Raw genomic sequence first — 20,709 nt, 5'->3', positions numbered from 1 at the left:
CGGGCTCAGCGCGCGGCGTAGTGGGCGCGGAGGCGCTCGAAGCCCTCGGCGAGAGTGACGCGCGGGGTCCAGGCAAGGTCGCGGCGCACGTCACGCTGGTCGAACCAGTGGGCGGTCGACAGTTGCTCGGCGAGAAAACGGGTCATCGGGGGTTCGTCTTCGCCGGGGCGCACTTTCCACCACTGCTCAACGGCACCGCCCGCGGTGCGCGCGAGGCCCGCGGGAACCGACCACCGCGGCGGCGCAACACCCGCTGCGAGGCAAATATTCGCGAGCATCTCGGCCACAGGCCGCGGCTCACCGTTCGTGATCACGTACGCCTTGCCGCGGGCACTATCAATTGCACGGAGCCCGGCGATGATCCCCTCGGCCGCATTGTCGATGTACGTCGTGTCGATGAGCGCGGTGCCGCCGTCGAGCAGCGGCAAGCGGCCGCGCCGTGCGCGATCGACGATGCGCTCCACAAGCTGCGGATCGCCGGGGCCCCACACCAGGTGCGGGCGCACGGCAACCACCCGCATGTCGGCGCCATTGCGCGACAGCGCTGCGATCTCGGCGAGGGCTTTCGTACGTGCGTAGTCGCCACGGGCACCCGTCGGGTCGGCAGGCTCTGCGCCCACGCCCACGAGGGCGCTGCCCGCGTGCGCAACCGAGGGCGACGACACCTGCACGAACGAGCGCACGCCAGCGGCCTCGGCGGCGGCGAGCATCGTTTCGGTGCCGCCGACGTTGACCTCGTCGAACTCGCGGGCATCACCGGTCAGCGTCACTTTTGCTGCGAGGTGGATGACGGCATCCGCACCATCGAGTGCTGCCGCGACGACCGCACGTTCGGTTACCGAACCCGCAAAATCCTGGGCTCCCGCAACCCCCGAAGGTCGCCGCTGCAAAGTACGCACATCATCGCCATCAGCGAGAAGTGTCGCGACGACGGCCTTACCGAGGTACCCGCTTGCGCCGGTGACGAGCACTGTCATGGCGTGCGCATTTTCTGACCCGACAGGATGCCGTCGGCCCACACCGAGAGCGCGACTCTGTCGATCTTCGAATTGTGGCGGATATCGGTCGGCAACTCAGGGAGCACAAGCACGGCCACAAGCGGCACCGAAGCTGCGGCGCGAACTGCACGTGTCACGTCGGGCTCAGCGACACCCGCGTGCCGCGCGCCCGGCACGGTCTCGATAACGGCGACGCACTGGCGGTTGCCCTCGGGTCCGATGCCAACGATGGCCGCGCGGCGGACTGCGTCGACGGCCTCGACCTGCTGCTCGGTACCGACGGGCGCGAGTGGGCCGTCGGCCGTGACGATGACGTGGGGGAGTCGCCCTTCGATCCACAACTGGCCGTCCGCGTCGAGGTGGCCGACATCGCCGGTGCGGTGCCAACGTCCAGCGGGCACGTCGCGCGTGCTCGCTTCGTCGGTGCGCCACAGGCGGTCGTAGCGTTGTTTCAGGTGCGGGGCCGAAACGACGACTTCGCCGAGCACGCCCGGGGTGTCCAACGGCTCGCCGGTGGCGTGACCGTGGGCATCGAGCGCGCTCACCCGCACCGAGACACCGGCGACCGGACGACCTACGCAGACACCCGAGTCGGGCGCGAGAGCGGCACCGTGAACACCATCGAGAGTGATGTCGGAGACGAGCAGGCATTCGGTCATGCCGTAAACGACATGTGGTTCGGCGTTCGGCATGAGGCGGGCGGCATCCTGCAGCAACGCTTCGCTGATGGGCGCACCCGTCGAGAGAAAGATCCGCACCGATTCGAGGTGGGTGCGTGCGGCAGGCGATAGCTCATCGGCCGTCGCGACAACGTTGAGCACCGCAGCGGGCGAGAGGAACACGATGTCGGCGTCAGACTCCGTGACGGCTGCAGCAACGGCACGTGCGGTGAGCGTGCGCGGCGCCGACACGTCCATGTCGGGCGTTGCCGATCGTGCGCCGAGCGCCGGGCCAAGCAGCGCAAAGGGTGCGAAGCCGGTGACGAGGCCCGACTCCGATGTGAGGTTGAACTGCTTCACGAGAGCATCGCGAATGCCTGACAGCTGGGCGTGCGTGTACAGCGCGCCCTTGGCAGGTCCCGTTGATCCTGAGGTGAACAAAATCGCGGCCGGGTCGGATGCCTCAGGCTCAGGCGGCAGTGCAGCGCCCGATGTGCCACGAATCAAATCTCCGAGCGAGGTCGAAACGCCGAGCGCCGCAGCCGATGCGCGGGGCAGTGACCGTGTGGAAATACGCTCGCCCGGCCAGCGCAGTACTCGCGCGGCGGTGAGCCCCCGAAGGTCGCCAATCACGAACCGTGGCCATGCACCGCGGATCGCGCGGCCAAGGCCTTTCGCGCCAAGGCCGGCGTCAGCGACGACGACGACAGCGCCGATGCGAAGACAGGCATATACGACCGCGGTAAGTGTTGCCCCGGGCGGCACCAGCAGCGAGACACGGTCGCCGCGGCGCACACCGTGGCGGTGAAGGCCCTCGGCGAGCCGCCGCACCCGGTCGTCGAGCTGTCGCCAGCTGACGCGCCGGTTTGTGCCGTCCGCACCCATTTCGACGACAGCGACAGAATCGTCGTCGGCACGGGCATCGAGCCGACTCCACAGTGGTTCAAAGGCCGTAGCGGGTGCAGCTTCTGTTGTGCTCGATCCGAGCGCATCGAGCCACGACAATACGGTTGCGGCGTATGGTGCGTCTTCGGCGATGAGGTGGCCGGCGCCTTCGAATCGATGCACATCGGCCTGCGGCATCCGTGTCATCAGGTCGTTGAGGTAACGGTCGCTGAAGATCGGGTCTTTCGGACCCCACAGCATGAGCGTCGGAAGACCCAGATCACGGATGCCGTCAGCAATCCGTGTGAGCTCGCTAAAGCTTTCGTGCGACGGCCCCACCGGGATGTCTGCGACGAATGCACCGATGCCGCGTCGACGCTCGGCTGAAAGGTACGGCGCGCGGTAGGCATCACGCACGTCGCGATCGAGCGGGGGCGAAGCGAGAGCGAGAGTCACATCGAGAAAAGCTGTCGTGTTGACGGAGCCGGCACCGAGCATGCCGCGGGCACCTGCAAGTCGCAGCGGCGCCGGAATCGGCGTGCCGTCGTCGTGGTGCACAGCGGTGTTGAGAAGCATTGTGGCGGCAAGATCTGTCGTGTGCTCGGTAGCCCAGCCGAGCGAGACCACGCCACCCCAGTCGTGGCCGAGCGTGATCACGGGCCCGGTGAGAGGCACAGCCGCAGTGAACGCTGTGAGGTCATCTACTCGCTGCCTCAGTGTGCGGCGGAGCGATGTGCGCTCAGAGAAGCCCATCTCGAGCTGATCGACGGCGACCACGCGCCACGCGCGACCGCCGGCTTGAGCGGCCGTCACGCTTGCGGCGACAAGCGAGCGCCACATGTACGACCAGGTGGGGTTGCCGTGCACGGCAAGGATTGTGCCCTCGGGTTCGATACCCGCGGCAGCAAGCGCATCACCGTTGTCGAGATAGTGCCAGTGCCGTTCTATGCCCGCGTCTAGTCCGCGGCCGGGTACTGTCGCGGTGCGTGAGTACGTGGCATCCAGTCCAGGCAGGTCTGTCGGCGCGTGTGTCTGGGTCATCACCAGGCAAGCTCCATGAGCGCCGTGTTGAGCCCTGATCCCACTCCCATCAGCAAGACGCGATCGCCGCGTTCGAGCGTTTTTTGCTCGTCGGCCAGAGTGATCGGTATGGATGCCGGCCCCACATTTCCGAGGTACGGAAAAGTCGTGGGTACCCGAGATGCATCGAGATGGGCTGCCTTCACCATCGAGTTGGTGTGCACGGATGAGACCTGGTGTGTGATGTAGCGGTCCATGTTCGACCAGTCCCACTCGGTCGACGCTTCATCCCATGCCGAAACGACGAGCTCGAGGCCCCCGCGCAGCAGTGCTTTGGCGTCGGTGAACATGCCATCGACGCTTCCGACGCACAGGTCGTAGAACTGAGTGGCTGCGCGAGTGACGCCGCCGAGAATGCGGTGGCCCTCGGGGTGCAGATTGCTCGGGCCGATCACTGCGGCAGCAGCTCCCGAACCGAGGGTGAGAGATGCGAACTCGCTCATGAACGCGTCGCGATCGATGTCATCGTGCAGCAGGCGCTCAACCGTGTTGACCTGAATCTGGTCGGCGTCTTCGCCGTTCACGATAAGTGCGTATTTGATCTGACCCGACTCGATCATGGCGCCAGCAAGCGTCATTCCGGTGACGAACCCGAGGCACGCGTTGGCCACGTCGAAGTTGATGGCCGAAGTCGGCAGCCCGAGCCCGTGGTGAATGCGCACAGCAACAGACGGCTCGAGGTGTGGGCGAGAAACCGAGGTGTTGATCAACAGGCCGATATCGGATGCCTTGATGCCAGCCTCGTCGAGCGCGCGCTGTCCTGCGGCGATCGTTGCGACGTCGGATGACTCGCCTTCGGCCCAGTTACGCCGCTCAATGACGCCCGCGACTCGTCGCAGCAGACTCTTCTTGAGTTTGAGGCGCTTGAGGGCGCCGCCGAGGCGGGTTTCGAGGTCGTCTGACGACGTCACTCTCGAGGGCAGCGAAGAAGCCACTGACAAGAGCGATACGTTGTCGAACCGGGTTGTTGCGTTGCCGGTCACAAAGCCTCCGCTGTCCAGTTATGGCGCCTGCGCGCCAGTATGCATATGAAAGTATCGCCCAATAAATATGCGTGAGCTGGTACACGCAGCTTCGAATAGGCGATGAGGTCGCTCGGGCGGGTGACCCTCGTGTTCATCTATAGTTTCACGCCGACGGGTATGGCAGGTGTTTTCGCCCCTATATGGATGCGCGTCTGTCAGCTCTTGCTGCCCGTGAAAGCGAGCGCGCCGCCGAGCCCGATCATCATGACTCCACCGGTCGCGGTGAGATTCGACAGACGTTTGGGGGACCTGGCGAACCAGTGCCGCGCACTGCCTGCGGCAAGAGCCCACGTGCCATCGGATGCCACAGCAATCACTTCGAAGATCAGCCCGAGCAGGAGTAGCTGCAACCACACGGCACCGGCTGCAGGATCGACGAACTGGGGCAGCACTGCGACGAAGAACGCGATGGTCTTCGGGTTGGTGAGGCCCACGATGAAGCCTTGGCCGAGCACTGCCCACGTGCCCGCGGGTTCGCGGGGGACCGTCGCCATATGTGCGTTTCGATGCCGAATTGCCTGAATGCCCAGCCATGCGAGGTAGAGCGCGCCCGCGAACTTGATGATCGTGAACGCAACAACTGATGAGGCGACGATCGCGCCGACGCCGAACGCGACAAGCAGCACCGCGGGCAAAGTGCCGAGTGCGTTGCCGAGCACGCTGAGCACCCCGACGCGGCGCCCGAAGGCGATGGAGCGGCCGATGACGAACAGCACGCTCGGGCCAGGAATGATGATGATCAGAAAGGCCGCGATTGAGAACGCGAGTACGTGATCTAGCGGGGGCATGAGCTGAGATTACTGCTCACGCGCGTCGCCGCAGAAAAAGTAGAGCCCCTCTTCGTCTGAACTGCCCCACTCGACATTCGGGCTCTGTCTTGAAAATGCCCGCGTCGACGAGAGCCGTGAGGCGTGGAAATGCGTTCGGCGTCTTGGCGTCGAGTGCTGTCGCTGCGGCCAAGGCGTCGATCACAGGATGCCGGAGGCAGGCACCTCACAGAGAATCGCTCCGACGGGCCGGTGGCCCCGCTCGGCTCGATGATGAGTTTCGATGATCTCGAAACCGGCTGCCTCTAGAGCAGCGCGCAGCTCGTGCGATGGCCAACGGTAGGCGCGTACGACAGCATGATCGAATGCCTCGACGCTGCTGCCGGAGAAGTAGCCGAGCAAGAGTCTGCCGCCTGGGTGGAGCGTTCGCGCAAACTCAGCGAGCGGCGAAGAGATGCGTGACGGTTCGTGGTGGATGGTCGAGAACCAGGACAGGATGCCGCCGAGCGCGTCGTCCGGCTCGTCAATCGCGTCGATGTTGCCGAGTGCAAAGCGCGCAGCGGGGTATGTGGCTCTCGCGTGTTCGATGAACTCTGGCACCAGATCGATTCCGCGCACGTCAACACCGAGTGTCGCGAGATGGTTCGTCCAGTGTCCCGGTCCGCAGCCTGCGTCGAGAGCGCGGCCGGACACGGACTTTGCCCACTGTTCTACAACGTGACGGTCGCTGGAGTGCACAGCACTCATCGAGCCGAGGGCATCCGTGTATTCCGCTGCCCGTTCCGAGTACGCGATGGTTACATTCGTCACATCGCGAGGATAGCGAGGACCTAATCCACCGTCGCCGCAGAAAAAGTAAGTGCTCTTCCCCCAGTAAAGACCCAAGGGAAAAGCAAAACCCCCGCCATGTAGAAGCTAGGCGAGGGTTTCTGGGGTGACTGTAATGGTCACCCTTGTGGCTCCGACCGGCATCGATCCGGTGACCTTTCGATTTTCAGTCGAACGCTCTACCAACTGAGCTACAGAGCCTCGCGGCATGTGGAGATGTCGCGATCTAGACGAAAGGCCCTCTCAAAGAAAGGGCCCGTCGCTTAGAGCGACCCTGACGGGACTTGAACCCGCGACCTCCGCCGTGACAGGGCGGCACGCTAACCAACTGCGCTACAGGGCCATGATTATTAAATTGTATGTGTCTTGCGTGACCCCAACGGGATTCGAACCCGTGCTACCGCCGTGAAAGGGCGGCGTCCTAGGCCGCTAAACGATGGGGCCGGAAGAAACCTTTTCAGGTTCTCTCACCGACGGTTAAGCATACGCAACCAGAAGCGAAATCACCAATCGGGATCGGAGTTGTTCCGCGCGGCGTCCAGAGCAGCGACCCAACTGGCCCGCATGATGGCGTTATCACGCCTTGCTTTGAGCCTGTTGTATCTGTGACTGGTGTTGCTAGTGTGGTCTATGTTATTTGGCCCATTTAAGGGGAGGAGTGCGCGTGCAGACTGAAGACGACGACTGCGGCTGCGGCCCCACCGAGAGCGAACGCCGCGTTTTCTGGCCCAAGTCAGTCAGCCGGCGCCGTGCTCTGAGCCTTGGAGCTCTTGGCGTTGTTGCGCTCGGAGCCGTTGGCTCCCTCGGCGGTTCAAGCATTCCGTCGGCGTACGCCGCTGACTACCCCTCGTGGGACGACGTGCAGGCAGCTAAAGCCAGCGAGTCGGCAAAAGCCGCGCAGGTCTCCCGCATCCAGAGCCTCATTCAGCAGCTCAATGCCGACGTCGAACGCACCGAAGCCGAAGCGCAGGCGGCATCCGATGCGTTCTTCCAGGCTCAGCAAGAATTCTTCGATGCCGCAAAGCGCGCTGACGATCTGCAGTCGCAGGCCGACGAGCAGGCCGCCGCAGCTCTCGATGCCGCGAACAAAGCCGGGCGCGTAGCCGCTCAGCTCTATCGCAGCGGTGGCGACGACACCGCCCTTGAACTTTTCTTTGCCGGCTCAGCGGCGAGCGCCGACGATCTGCTCTCGCGTCTCGGCACGATGGACAAGCTCCTCGAGCGCAACCAAGCCGTGTACTCCGACGCGACAACGGCGCGCGACGCAGCCCAGGGTCTTAGCGACCAGGCAGAAGAAGCACGCGCCGCTCGCGATGAACTGCAAAAAGCTGCTGAAGCGGCCATGGTCGAGGCTCAGAACGCGGCCGATGCGGCTGCGGCTGCTCTCGCGGCCCAGCAAGAAAACCTCGGAACGCTTCAAGCTCAGCTCGCTGCGTTGAAAGACAACACCGCGAGCACTGTCGCTTCCTACGAAGAAGGCGAGCGCGTTCGCAAGGCCGAAGAAGAGCGCAAGCGGCGCGAAGCAGAGGCTGCGGCGAAAGCTGCCGCAGAGGCGGCAGCGGCAGCAGCGGCGGCAGCAGCGGCTCAGCAGAACTCCGGCGGCGGTGGCGGCGGCTCTTCAAGCGGCGGCTCCTCAAGCGGCGGCTCCTCAAGCGGCGGCGGAAGCAGCAGTGGCGGCGCCTGGCGTCGACCTTCCGACGGTTACATCAGCTCGGGCTACGGCCCTCGCACCGTGCAGTGTGGTTCGGGGTATTGCTCAAGCGGTTTCCACTACGGTGTCGACTTCGCCCCCGGGTGCTCCGCACCGATTTACGCGGCCTCAGCAGGAACCGTTGTCTACGCGGGTTACAACGGCGGTTACGGCTACTACGTCAAGATCGACCACGGCAACGGCACGGGCACAGGCTACGGCCACATTCGCGAAGGCGGAATCTTCGTCGGCTATGGCCAGCAGGTTTCGGCTGGGCAGACGATCGCGAGTGTCGGCAACACCGGAAACTCTTTCGGATGCCACGTGCACTTCGAAACGTACGTCAACGGCGCCGCGGTGAACCCCTACGGCTTCATGTCGGCGCGAGGCGTCAACATCTAACGAACCTCAAACGAAAAGAACGACGGATGCCTCAGCTCAGGCATCCGTCGTTCTTTTTGAATCTGCGTCACACAGTGCGGGGTGATTCGCCCTCGCCCTGGCTCTTCGTCTGGCCTTCGTGCTCTTCGAAACGCGCGAACGCTTCGCCGACGAGACGCTCAGCCTCAGCCGCGTTCGCCCACTCGTCGACCTTGACCCACTTGCCGGGCTCGAGGTCTTTGTAGTGCTCGAAGAAGTGCGAAATCTCTTTCTGCATGAACTCGGGGATGTCGTTCACATCCTGCACGTGAGCCCAGCGCGGATCCTTTGCGAGAACTGCAACGACCTTGTCGTCACCGCCGGCTTCGTCGCTCATCTTCAGAACACCGACGGGGCGGATGCTCGCCGAGACGCCGGGGTACAGGTCGTAGTCGAGAAGCACGAGCACGTCGAGCGGGTCGCCGTCTTCGCCGAGAGTGTTCTCGAAGAAACCGTAGTTGGTGGGGTATCCGAAGGCGGTGTACAGAATGCGGTCGAGAAACACTCGCCCGGTTCCGTGGTCGACTTCGTACTTCACGCGGCTGCCGCGCGGGATCTCAATGACGGCGTTGTATGCGCCCATGCTCGTACTCCTTCAAAAGACGTGGGGATGCCGTCATCCACCCTACTGTGCGGGCTACCGTGGGACCGTGCCCGATTTGCGTCCCTCTCTCGACCCCGCAACAGCTCACATTCGCCGCGCGGTGAGAGCCGCGCTCGAGCCGCAGCGCGGCAATACGGTTCTCGTGGCCCTCTCGGGTGGCACGGATTCGCTTGCGCTCACCGCTGCCGTCGCGTTCGAAGCTCCGCGCCTCGAAGTGACCGCGATCACAGTCACGGTAGACCACGCGCTTCAGCACGGATCGGATGCCGTGGCCACGACAGCTGCGGCAGCCGCGGGCGGCCTCGGGCTTCGCTCCCGCATTGTGCGCGTCACGGTGGAGGCTCCGGGCGGGCCGGAGGCCGCAGCACGCACCGCTCGCTATACCGCGTTGCGTGAGGTGGCAGAAGAAGAGGGCGCTACGGCCGTTCTCATCGCGCACACTCTCGACGATCAGGCCGAGACGGTGCTGCTCGGGCTCGCACGAGGGGCCGGGGCGACAAGTCTTTCGGGAATGCCGGCCGCGCGCGCCGATGAGAAGACCGACGTCACGTGGCTGCGCCCCCTTCTCGGCGTGCGCCGTGCCGAGACGGCAGCCGCGTGTGCTGCCGCGTCTCTCGAGCCGTGGCACGACCCGCATAACGAGGATTCGCGTTTCGCCCGCGTTCGGGTGCGACAGCGCGTGCTTCCTCAGCTCGAGAGTGAACTCGGCCCGGGTATCGCCGAAGCCCTCGCGCGGACGGCTGACCAACTGCGAGAAGACGCCGAAGCGTTTGCCGAGATGATCGACGAGACGATCGAAGACATCGTCGAGCCCGCTGAGGCAGGTATCGCCGTCTCGATCGCAGCGCTTGCCGCCAACCCCGCCGCGCTTCGGCACCGCATCATCCGCCACGTCGTCGCCAGTGAGTTCGGCGAAAGCCTCACGCGTGCGCAGACGCTCGAGGTGGCGCGCCTCGTCACCGATTGGGCGGGACAGGGGCCGCTTGATCTGCCGGGTTGCCGGGCAGCGCGGGTGGGTAACCGCATTGAATTTTCGGCATCCCGCTGACATCTGAGCGTTCCGCAGATAGCGTGGCGCGCGTGAAGGTTATCGGGGTCTATAGCGTCAAGGGTGGGGTCGGAAAATCGACGACCGCCGTGAATCTCGCGTGGGAAGCAGCAAAAGACCACCGTGTCTTGCTCTGGGACCTCGATCCGCAAGCCGCGGCGACGTACCTGCTGGCGGTCAAGCCGAAGCTCAAGGGTGGAGCTGAATCGCTCGTGGGCGGTAAGGGCAAGCCGAAAACAGCGCGTGCCGTGCGAAAGACGGCGTTCGAGCGACTTGATGTACTCCCCGGTGACGACTCGTACCGCGATCTCGAGGTGGCCCTCGATGCGGCAAAGCACTCGACGCGCAGGATTGAGAAGGTGCTCGGACCGCTCGCGAACGACTACGACGTGGTGATTCTCGACTGCCCGCCGGGATCGTCGCTGCTTGCGCAGGCAGTGATTCGGGCGTCTGATCTCGTTGTGCTGCCGGTTGTTCCCTCGCCGTTGTCGGCTCGGTCGCTCCAGCAGGTTCGCGATGTCGTTTCCGCCGAGCCGAAGCCGCCCAAGATCCTCGGCTTCTTGTCGATGGCAGACCGACGAAAGACAGCGCACCGCAACGCGATTGTGGACTTTCCCGCCAACGAGCCCGACATGTCCGACATCGTGATTCCAGCGACCGTCGTTGTCGAACGCATGGGATCCGAACGTTCGCCACTGGGTGTCGTGGCTCCAGGTTCTGTCGCCGCGCAAGAATCGTCGCGCCTGTGGAGGGCCGCATGGGATGCTGTGGCGCCCCGCCGCCGCAAGGGCAAGAAGTGAGCCACGTAGACTCGATCCATGCGCGCGGCTGACATTGCGAATGACCTCACGACAGTTCTAGCGACCGAGGAGGAGATCCTCGCGAAGCTCAACGAGATCGCAGCTCAGGTCGCAGACGATTACGAGCCCGACAGTCTTGTGCTCGTTGGCGTGCTGAAGGGCGCCGTCATGGTGATGGCGGACTTCTCGCGCGCCCTGCCGATGCTGGTTCCGATGGACTGGATGGCGGTCTCGTCGTACGGTGCAGGCACCCGTTCAAGCGGTGTCGTACAGATTCGAAAAGACCTCGACACCGATATCCACGACAAGCACGTGCTGATCGTCGAGGACATCATCGACTCGGGACTCACGCTCAGCTGGCTCCTTGAGAATTTCGCCGCTCGCGGCGCGGCATCCGTTGAGGTCTTCGCGCTCTTCCGTAAGCCAGAGGCCGCAAAAGTTGAAGTCAACTGCCGCTACGTCGGCTTCGACATCCCGAACGAATTCGTCGTGGGTTACGGCCTGGATTATGCCGAGCGCTACCGCAATTTGCGCGACGTTGCGGTGCTCGCACCTCACGTCTACAGCTGATTCGGATGCTGCGCTAGTACGCCGTGGGCGAATGCACAGACCTCACATAGCGAGGCCGCGATACCCTAAATCCACTCTCCGCCGTAGCGGATCGTCGACGAAAGGGCTGGGGCGCGCCCCCGCAGCATGAATTTCAAGAAGCTCACACGCAACCCGCTCATCTATGTGCTGCTGATCGGGATATTGCTCATCGTCGGGTTCTCGCTCATTTCGAGCCTCGGCGGGGCGAAGCAGATCACGACCGAACAGGGCCTCACGCTTCTCAGCGGTGACACTGTGACCGAGGTCACGAACACCGATGGCGAACAACGCGTCGACATGACCCTCTCGAAGGCGTATGAGGGCTCGACCGACGTGCAGTTCTACTACGTCGAGGCTCGCGCGGGCGATGTCATCACAGCGATCGACTCCGCCGCCCCTGCTGACGGCTACAACGATGTTGTGCCGCAGTCCTCGTGGTTCGACGGATTCTTGTCGCTGCTGATCCCGATCCTGCTTCTCGGTCTTCTCTTCTGGTTCCTGCTCTCCGGAGCCCAGGGCGGCGGCAGCAAGATCATGCAGTTCGGAAAGTCCAAGGCAAAGCTCGTGTCGAAAGAGTCGCCGACGGTGACCTTCGCCGATGTTGCCGGTTCTGACGAAGCTATCGAAGAGATGGAAGAGATCAAAGACTTCTTGAAAGACCCCACCAAGTTCCAGGCGGTCGGCGCACGAATCCCGAAGGGTGTGCTGCTCTACGGCCCTCCCGGAACCGGAAAGACGCTGCTTGCGCGTGCCGTTGCCGGTGAAGCTGGCGTGCCGTTCTACTCGATCTCGGGTTCTGACTTCGTCGAGATGTTCGTCGGCGTGGGTGCATCCCGCGTTCGCGACCTGTTCAACCAAGCCAAGGAATCCTCGCCCGCCATCATCTTCATCGATGAGATCGACGCTGTCGGTCGTCACCGTGGCGCTGGGATGGGCGGCGGACACGACGAACGCGAGCAGACGCTCAACCAGATGCTGGTCGAGATGGATGGCTTCGACCCCAAGGTCAACGTCATCGTGATTGCGGCAACGAACCGCCCCGACATCCTCGACCCGGCTCTGCTTCGTCCAGGACGTTTCGACCGCCAGATCGGTGTCGACGCTCCCGACCTCAAGGGCCGTAAGAAGATTCTCGAAGTGCACGGCCGTGGCAAGCCTCTCGCTGACGGTGTTGACCTCGAAGTCGTGGCACGAAAGACTCCGGGCTTCACCGGAGCCGACCTCGCCAACGTGCTGAACGAGGCAGCGCTGTTGACTGCCCGCTCGAACGCGCAGCTCATCGACAACCGTGCTCTCGACGAGGCCATCGATCGTGTCATTGCCGGTCCGCAGCGTCGCACTCGCGTCATGAAAGACAAAGAGAAGCTCATCACCGCGTACCACGAGGGTGGGCACGCGCTCGCCGCAGCCGCGATGAACCACACCGACCCGGTCACGAAGATCACGATTCTGCCGCGTGGCAAGGCGCTCGGTTACACGATGGTGCTGCCGCTCGACGACAAGTATTCGATCACCCGCAATGAGCTGCAAGACCAGCTCACGTACGCCATGGGCGGGCGCGTTGCAGAAGAGATCGTCTTCCACGACCCGACGACGGGTGCCTCAAACGACATCGAGAAGGCCACCGATATCGCGCGCAAGATGGTGACGGAATACGGCATGACCACGGGTGTTGGCCCGGTCAAGCTCGGCTCATCATCTGGCGAGGTCTTCATGGGACGCGACATGGGTCATGGCCGCGACTTCAGCGAGCGCGTGGCTGAGCGCATCGACGAGCAGGTTCGACAGCTCATCGAGCAGGCTCACAACGAGGCGTACCAGGTCATCAACGACAACCGCGATGTGCTCGACAAACTGGCGCTCGAGCTTCTCGAGAAAGAGACTCTCGACCACATCGAGCTCGCCACGATCTTCGCCGATGTCAAGCGCCTGCCTCCGCGTCCGCAGTGGCTCTCGAGCGAAGAGCGCCCGGTATCGCAGTTGCCCCCCGTCAAGGTTCCGCGTCGCGCCGAGCCTGCAGGAGTTGCTGCCCAGACCGAAGCCGACGCTACGGAGACCGAAACGGCCACTGCGCGCCAGCCTTCCTCTGGGCAAGCGCGGCCTGCAACCGCGTAGGCTCGGCCTGTGGCGGTCGATCGAGAACGGGTCGCAGCTCTCGTCCATGAGTTGCTCGAGGCGATCGGGGAAGACCCCGACCGCCCAGGGTTGCGGGCAACACCGCAGCGGGTAGCTGATTCTTATGCTGAGTTCTTCGCCGGTGTCGGTGAGGATGCCGCGGCTCCATTGGCGCGGACGATCTCGGTATCGCGGGGCCCGGCACCAGAAACGCTTCCCTCTGGTGCCGTGATGCTCCGCGACATTCGCTTTCGTTCAATGTGCGAGCACCACCTGCTGCCGTTCGCGGGAGTCGCGCACGTTGCATACATCCCCGGTGAGCAGGTCGTCGGGCTCGGTGCACTCCCGCGCGTCGTCGATGTTCTCGCCGCTCGACCGCAGGTGCAAGAGCGCCTCGGCGAGCAGATCGCCGACACCATCGATGCGTCCCTCGACGCCAAGGGTGTTCTGGTCGTGATCGAAGCCTCACACGAGTGCGTGACGATGCGCGGGGGTACCCAACCCGATGCATCGACAGTGACGATCGCGGCGCGCGGCGAGCTGGCCGACCCCGCCGCTCGCGCTGAACTCATTGCCCTCGCCGTTCGCGGCTCCGTCAACGATGCCGCGAGTGCACGATGAGTTGCCTCATCATGGGGATCGTCAACGTGACGCCCGATTCATTCAGCGACGGTGGTCGTTTTGTCGCGAGAGATGCTGCTGTCGCTCACGGTCGGCGTCTCCTCGCCGAGGGTGCCGACATTCTCGATATCGGCGGCGAGTCGACCCGTCCCGGTGCAACCCGCGTCGACCCGGTGATAGAGAGGGAGCGCGTGATTCCCGTCATCGAAGCGCTTGCTGCCGACGGCGCAACCGTCAGCATCGACACGATGAACTCCGCGACCGCACGGGCTGCGGTCGCGGCCGGTGCACGAATCGTGAACGACGTCAGCGGAGGACTCAGCGACCAAGACATGCTCACCAGCGTTGCTGACACCGACGCCGACATCATCTTGCAGCACTGGCGCGGACCGTCGGCCGACATGTACGCCCACGCCGAATACGACGATCTGGTGCGTGACGTTGCCGCCGAACTGCGCGGGCGTATGGCAGCGGCAGAGGCCGCTGGCATCCCGCTTTCTCGCGTTGTGCTCGACCCGGGCATCGGGTTCGGCAAGCGTGGCGCGCAGAACTGGACGGTCTTGCACGCGCTGCCGCACCTCGTCGCTCTCGGGCCGCGACTACTGGTCGGCACGAGTCGCAAACGCTTGCTTGCAGACGCACTCGGCGACGATGCGTCTGAGGAGCGCCGCGATCTTGCGACTGCCGTCACAAGCGTGCTTGCCGCGCAAAGCGGCGCCTGGGCGGTGCGGGTGCACGACGTCGAAGCGACGCGCGACGCGCTTTTCGTCGAGCGCGCATGGAGGGAACAGGTATGAACGAACTCGATGAGATCACCCTGACGGGGCTTCGCGGATTCGGGTTCCACGGTGTCTACCCCGACGAACGTCGTGATGGTCAAGAGTTCATCGTCGATGTCACTCTTGCCCTCGACACTCGGCGGGCCGCGGCATCCGATGATGTCACCGACACCGTCCACTACGGCGAGGTTGCCGACGATGTCGTTGCCGTCATCACCGGTGCCCCCGTCGACCTCATCGAGACGCTTGCCGCCCGAATTGCGGATGTTGTTCTGCAGCGCGCCACGGTGCAGCACGTGCGGGTCACGGTGCACAAGCCCTCGGCGCCGATCACCGTGCCGTTCACCGACGTGACACTCACGATCGCGCGCGACCGGACTAAGCGATGAATCGGCGACTCGCGCAGGGAATCGACGGTGCGCCCGCGCCACAATTGCGAGAGCCGGTTGCCGCTGTCGTCGCGCTTGGCGCCAACCTCGGAGACCGTGCCGAAACCCTCGAGTCAGCGGTGCGGGCCCTTCGGGCGCTCCCGCTGGTGACCAAGGTCGTGGTGTCGACACCCATCGAATCCGTCGCAGTACGGGTGGCCGGCCCCGATGCAGATGCGCCCGCCTATCTGAACGCCGTCGCACTCGTGACAACCCGGCTCGCCCCAACCGTGCTGCTCACGTACCTGCACGCAATCGAAGAGCGGCATGGTCGCGAGCGTCGGGAACGCTGGGGCGACCGCACTCTCGACCTCGATCTCGTTTCTTATCCCGGAGTGACGAGCGACGACTCCACGCTCACATTGCCGCACCCGCGCGCGGCCGAGCGCGAGTTCGTTCTTGCTCCGTGGCTCGAAGTCGACCCTGACGCCGAGCTTGCCGGATCGGGCCGGGTCGACGAACTTCTGGCACACCTGAGAGGTGACGCGTGAGACGCACGAACCCCGGAGTGTTGATCGTCGCGGCGGTACTCGGTACCGGCGTCGGCTTTCTCATCGATCAAATGTTGACGGCGGGCGGACGCCCCACGTTCACACCTCACGTGACGCTACCCATCCTGTTGGTGTTGCTCGGAGCCGTCGTTGTCGTCTTAGCGATCCCGATTCGGCGTGCCACACGCAGTGCGTTGGCCACACCCATCAACCCCTTTCGCGCGCTTCGGATCGCAATCTTGGCGAAAGCGTCGAGCATCGTCGGTGCGGCGATGACGGGAATCGCCCTGGGATTAGTGCTCTTCATCGCAACCCGTCCGGTGCAGCCGTCGCTAGGCTCGATGGCGACGACTATCGCCACGATCGTGTGCGGCGTCGTGCTCATTGCCGCAAGCCTCGTGGCAGAGCACATGTGCACCATTCGGAAGGACGACGATGACAACGCCGACGGACCCGACGAACCCCCCACCACCATCTCAGCCAGCAACTGAGCTGGCGCCGCCGCCCAGCCAGCCCACCGGTAGCGGCTCGGTTCTGGACATCGGCACCTATCACTTGATCCAGGAGCCGCGCTCCGCAGGTCGACTTCCGATCGGCGACGGCAAATGGCACCAGTTGGCGCGTGCCTACCTATGGGTGCGACTCATATCCACAGCGGCGATTTTGATTGTCATCCCCATTGCGGCTGTTGTGATCTCGACGCTTTCGCGCACGCCCTGGGTGTGGATTCCGGCGGGGATCGCGCTCCTGATCCTCGCGTGGACTCTCGCCATCACGCCGCGCCAGGTGCGCGCGTTCGGCTACCAGCTGCGAGACGATGACCTCATCATGCGCCGCGGCATTCTGTGGCAGCGCGTCGTCGCAGTGCCCTACGGGCGCATGCAGCTCGTCGACATCACTCATGGCCCTCTCGACCGGGTCTTCGGAATCGCCCAGTTGAAGCTCGTCACCGCTGCGGCGACCACCGGTGTTGTGCTGCCGGGCCTCACGCAGGGTGCGGCCAACGAACTCCGCGACACCCTCATCGCGGTTGCAGAATCACGCCGGACGGGGCTATGAGCGCACCCGCCCGCACTGCATCTGAGTTCAGCGACGGGCAGTGGCACCGCATGCACCCGCTCAGCCCGCTGCTGCGCGGCGGTGTCTTCTTGCTCGCCATCATCGGCATCATCGTGGCGAACCTGCGGGAACGCCTGATCGAGTGGTTCTTGCCCTGGCTCGTACCCGGCGCAACCGGAGTACGCGCACCCGACGACCCGGTCGACTACGTCTTGACCCACGAGCTCGTGCCCATCGCGCTTCTCGGTGTTCTCGGGGTTGCCCTCATTTTGGTACTGCTTTTTTGGCTGTCATGGCGTGCGCACTCCTTTCGCATTACCGATGACGTCGAAGTGCGAAGCGGCGTGGTTTTTCGCACGCATCGACGTGCACCACTCGACCGCGTTCAGGGCGTCAACCTCACGCGCCCGCTCGTGGCGCGACTCGTAGGGCTGTCAAAACTCGAGGTAATCGGGGCCGGGCTCGACGCCAACGTCAAGCTTGAATACCTGGCGACGCGAGCCGCCGAAGCGGTTCGCTCCGACATCCTGTATCTCGCATCGGGCCAGCGGCTCGCCGCCGCGGGGATGGCGCCGCCTCGCGGTCCACGACTCTCAGACGCGGTCGATGCTTTCAGCGAGGGCGTCACCGGCGTCATTGATGGTGCCGAGGCGCCCGTCGCTGAGCCCGAGTCGGTCGTGCATATTCCCGCGGGGCGGCTCGTGGCATCCCATCTGCTCAGCACCGCGACGATCTGGTTGATTGTGCTGATCGTCGGGTTCTCGATCGCCGCGAGCATGGGGAGCCCCTGGGTGCTCATCGGCTTCGTACCCGCCGTGCTCGGTTTCGGCGCATTCTGGGTGCGGTCGATCACGCGTTCGCTGCGATACGCGATTGCGCCCACGCCCGATGGTGTGCGCGTGACGTTCGGTCTCTTCACGACGGTCACCGAGATACTGCCGCCCGGTCGCGTGCACGCCGTCGAGGTGCGCCAGCCGCTGATGTGGCGAGGCGTCGGATGGTGGAGCGTGCGGGTAAATCGGCTCTCGGGCGGGGCAAGCCGGCAAAACGGCCAGGATGTCGCCGACGTGCTTCCGGTCGGAACAGTCGCTGATGTCGAGCGCGTGTTGGGCTTGCTGCTCCCGAACCTTGATGACGAGCAACGCGCTGCCGTGTTTGTGCACGGACTGTCGGGCTCGTCATCCGACGATGCAGATCCGTTTACGACCACTCCGCGCCGCGCGAGGTTGCTTCGTCTGCTGTCGTGGCGTCGCAACGGTTTCGTATTGCGGGCGCAGACGCTGTTTTTTCGGCACGGTTTCGTGTGGCGCCGTCTCAACATTTTTCCGCTGGCCCGGATGCAGAGCATCGCGCTCACGCAGGGGCCACTCGCGCGCGCGTTGGCCGTGGCTAATGTGCAGGTTCACACGATCGAGGGCCCGGTCTCTGGTGCACTTCGAGTCGTCGGGCGAGACGATGCACTCGAACTCTTCGCCGCGACCGAAGCCCAGGCGATCGCGGCACGCTCGTCGGACAGGTCGCACCGCTGGGCGGCAGAACAGGAGTCTTCGTGAATCGTGATGGTCGACTCGGTGTCGGCATTATCGGCGCCGGAAAGGTTGGGCCGGTGATCGGCGCAGCCCTGGCCGGAGCCGGTCACGCGCTCACCGGTGTGACTGCCGGGTCGAACACCGACCGCGTCGAGGCGATACTGCCGGGCGTTCCGGTGCTCGACGCGCAAGAGGTCGCACGCCGCAGTCAGCTCGTCGTCATCGCTGTTCCGCACGATGAAATTGCCGGTCTCGTGGCGGGCCTCGCCGAGGTCGGTGCGTGGCAAATCGGCCAGCTCATTCTGCACGTCGATCCGGCATATGGCATCGAGGTATTGCGTCCCGCGGCGGCTGCGGGCGCCATCCCGCTCGCCGTGCACCCCGCAATCACCTTCACCGGCACGAGCAGCATCGACCTTCGGCAGCTGTCGGCCTCGTATGCGGCGGTAACCGCACCGCCCGCAGTGTTGCCGATCGCGCAGGCGCTCGCCGTCGAACTCGGGTGCGAGCCCGTGGTTGTTGCAGAACAAGACCGCCCGGCCTACGCCGAGGCGATCACGACCGCGACGGCCTTTTCGCGTTCGATCGTGCAGCAGTCCACCGGCATCCTGACTGATCTCGGATTCGACAACCCGGGCGGGTACCTCTCGGCGCTCGTGCGTTCGACCGTCGATCACGCGCTCACCGAAGCGTCGCCTTTGCTCTAGCCTGCCGCGGTCAGCCTGCTCGGTAGACTGGGGAGGATTTTCTGAGGAGCCCCCGTACATGACGAATACACCCGTGAACGCCGCCGCCGAAACGCTCGAAGAAGACATCTTCGAGCAGAAAGCGGTGCGGCTGGCCAAGCGCGAGCGTTTGATCGCCGAACGAACGGATGCCGCAGGCGGCGCTTATCCGGTGGCCGTTGCGGTCACGACCACGATCGCTGCGGTGCGCGAGCGTTTCGATGGGCTCGAAGCCGGTGCCGAAACCGGCGAGCAGGTCGGTGTCGCAGGACGCATCGTGTTCAGTCGCAACACCGGCAAGCTTTGCTTCGCAACGCTGCAAGCGGGCGATGGCAGCCGTATTCAGGCGATGGTTTCGCTCGCGAGCGTGGGCGAAGAGTCGCTGCAGGCGTGGAAAGAAATCGTCGATCTCGGCGATCACGTGTTCGTGCACGGTGAAGTCATCTCAAGTCGACGTGGCGAACTTTCTGTCATGGTCGCCAACTGGCAGATCGCCTCGAAGGCGATCTTGCCGCTTCCCAACATCTACAGCGAGTTGAGTGAAGAGAGCCGGGTCCGCAGTCGCTACCTCGACCTCATCGTGCGCGAGCAGGCACGCGAGACCGTGGTTGCCCGAGCCAAGGTCAATCGGAGCCTTCGTCAGACGTTTATTGAGCACGATTTTCTCGAAGTCGAGACCCCGATGTTGCAGGTGCAGCACGGTGGCGCTTCGGCTCGACCGTTCGTCACGCACTCGAACGCGTTCGACACCGAACTGTACTTGCGCATCGCGCCCGAGCTCTTTCTCAAGCGCGCCGTCGTCGGCGGCATCGACCGCGTCTTCGAGATCAACCGCAACTTCCGCAACGAAGGCGCTGACTCGACGCACAGCCCAGAGTTCGCAATGCTCGAGGCATACCAGTCTTACAGCGACTACAACGGCATCGCCGACCTCACTCAAGAGCTGATTCAGAACGCCGCGATCGCTGTTTCGGGATCAACATCGGTCACCTGGGCCGACGGAACCGTTTACGACCTCGGCGGTCAGTGGGATCGCATTTCGATGTACGACTCGCTCAGCACGGCGAGCGGCCGAAAGATCACTCCCGAGACCACCGTGGAAGAGCTCGTCGCGCTGGCTGATGAAGCGGGCGTCGAAGCACCCCCTCACGCCACGCATGGCAAGTGGGTGGAAGAGTTGTGGGAGCACTTCGTCAAGGTGAACCTTGTGAGCCCCACGTTCGTGATGGACTTTCCCGTCGACACGAGCCCGCTCGTGCGGGAGCACCGCACTCTTCCCGGCGTTGTCGAAAAATGGGATCTCTACGTGCGCGGCTTTGAGCTCGCCACCGGCTATTCCGAGCTTGTCGACCCGGTCATTCAGCGCGAGCGATTCGTCGAGCAGGCAACGCTTGCCGCGCGCGGTGACGATGAAGCGATGCGTATCGACGAAGAGTTCTTGCGTGCTCTCGAGCACGGCATGCCCCCGACCGGCGGCATGGGCATGGGCATCGACCGTCTACTCATGGCCATCACGGGTCTCGGTATTCGCGAAACGATCCTCTTTCCGCTCGTCAAGTAAGACGGC

Annotated in this window: 20 protein-coding genes and 3 tRNA genes; 14 read left to right on the top strand and 9 right to left on the bottom strand. The window is 64.2% G+C overall.

Going from position 1 to position 20,709, the window contains the following annotated elements:
- Nucleotides 1-5: 5 nt before the first annotated feature.
- The 8 genes from G6N83_RS05890 to G6N83_RS05855 form a co-directional block, all read right to left on the bottom strand.
- On the bottom strand, nt 6-977 hold the full coding sequence (locus G6N83_RS05890) for an NAD-dependent epimerase/dehydratase family protein (protein WP_165140263.1): 972 nt from the start codon (nt 975-977) through the stop codon (nt 6-8).
- Nucleotides 974-3,583: an alpha/beta fold hydrolase gene (locus G6N83_RS05885; protein ID WP_165140261.1), complete on the bottom strand. Its 2,610-nt coding sequence runs from the start codon at nt 3,581-3,583 to the stop codon at nt 974-976. Before G6N83_RS05885 ends, G6N83_RS05890 begins: the two co-directional genes overlap by 4 nt.
- On the bottom strand, nt 3,583-4,605 hold the full coding sequence (locus G6N83_RS05880; RefSeq protein WP_165140259.1) for a 3-oxoacyl-ACP synthase III: 1,023 nt from the start codon (nt 4,603-4,605) through the stop codon (nt 3,583-3,585). Before G6N83_RS05880 ends, G6N83_RS05885 begins: the two co-directional genes overlap by 1 nt.
- A gap of 197 nt (nt 4,606-4,802) precedes the next feature.
- Nucleotides 4,803-5,435, bottom strand: coding sequence for a LysE family translocator (locus tag G6N83_RS05875; RefSeq protein ID WP_165140257.1), 633 nt, complete (start codon nt 5,433-5,435; stop codon nt 4,803-4,805).
- Between the two features lie 180 nt (nt 5,436-5,615).
- On the bottom strand, nt 5,616-6,224 hold the full coding sequence (locus tag G6N83_RS05870; RefSeq protein WP_183408469.1) for a class I SAM-dependent methyltransferase: 609 nt from the start codon (nt 6,222-6,224) through the stop codon (nt 5,616-5,618).
- Nucleotides 6,225-6,370: 146 nt separating this feature from the next.
- A tRNA-Phe gene (locus G6N83_RS05865) sits at nt 6,371-6,443 on the bottom strand.
- Nucleotides 6,444-6,511: 68 nt separating this feature from the next.
- Nucleotides 6,512-6,585 (bottom strand) — tRNA-Asp (locus tag G6N83_RS05860).
- 28 nt (nt 6,586-6,613) lie between these two features.
- Nucleotides 6,614-6,686, bottom strand: a tRNA-Glu gene (locus G6N83_RS05855).
- 220 nt (nt 6,687-6,906) lie between these two features.
- On the opposite strand from G6N83_RS05855, the gene G6N83_RS05850 reads away from it, so the two are divergent.
- A complete protein-coding gene (locus G6N83_RS05850; RefSeq protein ID WP_241246300.1) occupies nt 6,907-8,334 on the top strand; it encodes a M23 family metallopeptidase in 1,428 nt (475 codons plus the stop codon).
- Nucleotides 8,335-8,401: 67 nt separating this feature from the next.
- Here the strand turns inward: G6N83_RS05850 and G6N83_RS05845 are convergent, their stop codons facing one another.
- On the bottom strand, nt 8,402-8,935 hold the full coding sequence (locus G6N83_RS05845) for an inorganic diphosphatase (protein ID WP_165140253.1): 534 nt from the start codon (nt 8,933-8,935) through the stop codon (nt 8,402-8,404).
- Nucleotides 8,936-9,002: 67 nt separating this feature from the next.
- Between G6N83_RS05845 and tilS the strand changes: the two genes are divergently transcribed.
- The 13 genes from tilS to lysS all read left to right on the top strand — a co-directional run bounded on the left by tilS (nt 9,003) and on the right by lysS (nt 20,703).
- On the top strand, nt 9,003-10,004 hold the full coding sequence (tilS, locus tag G6N83_RS05840) for a tRNA lysidine(34) synthetase TilS (protein WP_241246299.1): 1,002 nt from the start codon (nt 9,003-9,005) through the stop codon (nt 10,002-10,004).
- A gap of 32 nt (nt 10,005-10,036) precedes the next feature.
- A complete protein-coding gene (locus G6N83_RS05835) occupies nt 10,037-10,804 on the top strand; it encodes a ParA family protein (protein WP_165140249.1) in 768 nt (255 codons plus the stop codon).
- A gap of 18 nt (nt 10,805-10,822) precedes the next feature.
- Nucleotides 10,823-11,374, top strand: coding sequence for a hypoxanthine phosphoribosyltransferase (hpt, locus tag G6N83_RS05830; RefSeq protein ID WP_165140247.1), 552 nt, complete (start codon nt 10,823-10,825; stop codon nt 11,372-11,374).
- A 126-nt stretch (nt 11,375-11,500) separates the two neighbouring features.
- Nucleotides 11,501-13,510, top strand: coding sequence for an ATP-dependent zinc metalloprotease FtsH (gene ftsH, locus G6N83_RS05825; RefSeq protein WP_165140245.1), 2,010 nt, complete (start codon nt 11,501-11,503; stop codon nt 13,508-13,510).
- A 9-nt stretch (nt 13,511-13,519) separates the two neighbouring features.
- Nucleotides 13,520-14,131 (top strand): GTP cyclohydrolase I, encoded by a 612-nt coding sequence (gene folE / locus G6N83_RS05820; protein ID WP_165140243.1) that lies wholly within the window; start codon nt 13,520-13,522, stop codon nt 14,129-14,131.
- The gene (gene folP / locus G6N83_RS05815) at nt 14,128-14,928 is read left to right on the top strand and encodes a dihydropteroate synthase (RefSeq protein ID WP_165140241.1); all 801 of its coding nucleotides are present in this window, start codon (nt 14,128-14,130) and stop codon (nt 14,926-14,928) included. Before folE ends, folP begins: the two co-directional genes overlap by 4 nt.
- Entirely contained in the window at nt 14,925-15,299 is a 375-nt protein-coding gene (gene folB, locus G6N83_RS05810) for a dihydroneopterin aldolase (RefSeq protein WP_165140239.1), read from the top strand. The genes folP and folB overlap by 4 nt, the downstream gene beginning before the upstream one ends.
- Nucleotides 15,296-15,829 carry a 2-amino-4-hydroxy-6-hydroxymethyldihydropteridine diphosphokinase gene (gene folK, locus G6N83_RS05805; RefSeq protein WP_165140237.1) on the top strand — a complete coding sequence of 178 codons (534 nt, stop codon included), beginning with the start codon at nt 15,296-15,298 and terminating at the stop codon, nt 15,827-15,829. The genes folB and folK overlap by 4 nt, the downstream gene beginning before the upstream one ends.
- Nucleotides 15,826-16,320 carry a DUF3180 domain-containing protein gene (locus G6N83_RS05800; RefSeq protein ID WP_165140235.1) on the top strand — a complete coding sequence of 165 codons (495 nt, stop codon included), beginning with the start codon at nt 15,826-15,828 and terminating at the stop codon, nt 16,318-16,320. Before folK ends, G6N83_RS05800 begins: the two co-directional genes overlap by 4 nt.
- Entirely contained in the window at nt 16,265-16,888 is a 624-nt protein-coding gene (locus tag G6N83_RS05795; RefSeq protein WP_165140233.1) for a PH domain-containing protein, read from the top strand. Before G6N83_RS05800 ends, G6N83_RS05795 begins: the two co-directional genes overlap by 56 nt.
- Nucleotides 16,885-18,441, top strand: a complete 1,557-nt coding sequence (locus tag G6N83_RS05790) for a PH domain-containing protein (protein ID WP_165140231.1) — start codon at nt 16,885-16,887, stop codon at nt 18,439-18,441. Before G6N83_RS05795 ends, G6N83_RS05790 begins: the two co-directional genes overlap by 4 nt.
- Nucleotides 18,438-19,124, top strand: coding sequence for a DUF2520 domain-containing protein (locus tag G6N83_RS05785; protein ID WP_165140229.1), 687 nt, complete (start codon nt 18,438-18,440; stop codon nt 19,122-19,124). The genes G6N83_RS05790 and G6N83_RS05785 overlap by 4 nt, the downstream gene beginning before the upstream one ends.
- Nucleotides 19,125-19,182: 58 nt before the next feature.
- Nucleotides 19,183-20,703, top strand: a complete 1,521-nt coding sequence (gene lysS / locus G6N83_RS05780; protein WP_165140227.1) for a lysine--tRNA ligase — start codon at nt 19,183-19,185, stop codon at nt 20,701-20,703.
- Nucleotides 20,704-20,709: the final 6 nt, after the last annotated feature.

The organism is Microbacterium endophyticum (assembly GCF_011047135.1).
Lineage (GTDB): Bacteria > Actinomycetota > Actinomycetes > Actinomycetales > Microbacteriaceae > Microbacterium > Microbacterium endophyticum.
The sequence above is the reverse complement of the archived record's forward strand: the minus strand, read 5'-3'. Positions and strand labels throughout refer to the sequence as shown.

What these genes read in the sequence shown, in the direction of transcription:
- G6N83_RS05890 (WP_165140263.1), bottom strand. Translation starts at nt 977, where the DNA reads ATGACAGTGCTCGTCACCGGCGCAAGCGGGTACCTCGGTAAGGCCGTC.
- G6N83_RS05885 (WP_165140261.1), bottom strand. Translation starts at nt 3,583, where the DNA reads ATGACCCAGACACACGCGCCGACAGACCTGCCTGGACTGGATGCCACG.
- G6N83_RS05875 (WP_165140257.1), bottom strand. Translation starts at nt 5,435, where the DNA reads ATGCCCCCGCTAGATCACGTACTCGCGTTCTCAATCGCGGCCTTTCTG.
- G6N83_RS05845 (WP_165140253.1), bottom strand. Translation starts at nt 8,935, where the DNA reads ATGGGCGCATACAACGCCGTCATTGAGATCCCGCGCGGCAGCCGCGTG.
- hpt (WP_165140247.1), top strand. Translation starts at nt 10,823, where the DNA reads ATGCGCGCGGCTGACATTGCGAATGACCTCACGACAGTTCTAGCGACC.
- ftsH (WP_165140245.1), top strand. Translation starts at nt 11,501, where the DNA reads ATGAATTTCAAGAAGCTCACACGCAACCCGCTCATCTATGTGCTGCTG.
- folP (WP_165140241.1), top strand. Translation starts at nt 14,128, where the DNA reads ATGAGTTGCCTCATCATGGGGATCGTCAACGTGACGCCCGATTCATTC.
- folB (WP_165140239.1), top strand. Translation starts at nt 14,925, where the DNA reads ATGAACGAACTCGATGAGATCACCCTGACGGGGCTTCGCGGATTCGGG.
- folK (WP_165140237.1), top strand. Translation starts at nt 15,296, where the DNA reads ATGAATCGGCGACTCGCGCAGGGAATCGACGGTGCGCCCGCGCCACAA.
- G6N83_RS05795 (WP_165140233.1), top strand. Translation starts at nt 16,265, where the DNA reads ATGACAACGCCGACGGACCCGACGAACCCCCCACCACCATCTCAGCCA.
- G6N83_RS05790 (WP_165140231.1), top strand. Translation starts at nt 16,885, where the DNA reads ATGAGCGCACCCGCCCGCACTGCATCTGAGTTCAGCGACGGGCAGTGG.
- lysS (WP_165140227.1), top strand. Translation starts at nt 19,183, where the DNA reads ATGACGAATACACCCGTGAACGCCGCCGCCGAAACGCTCGAAGAAGAC.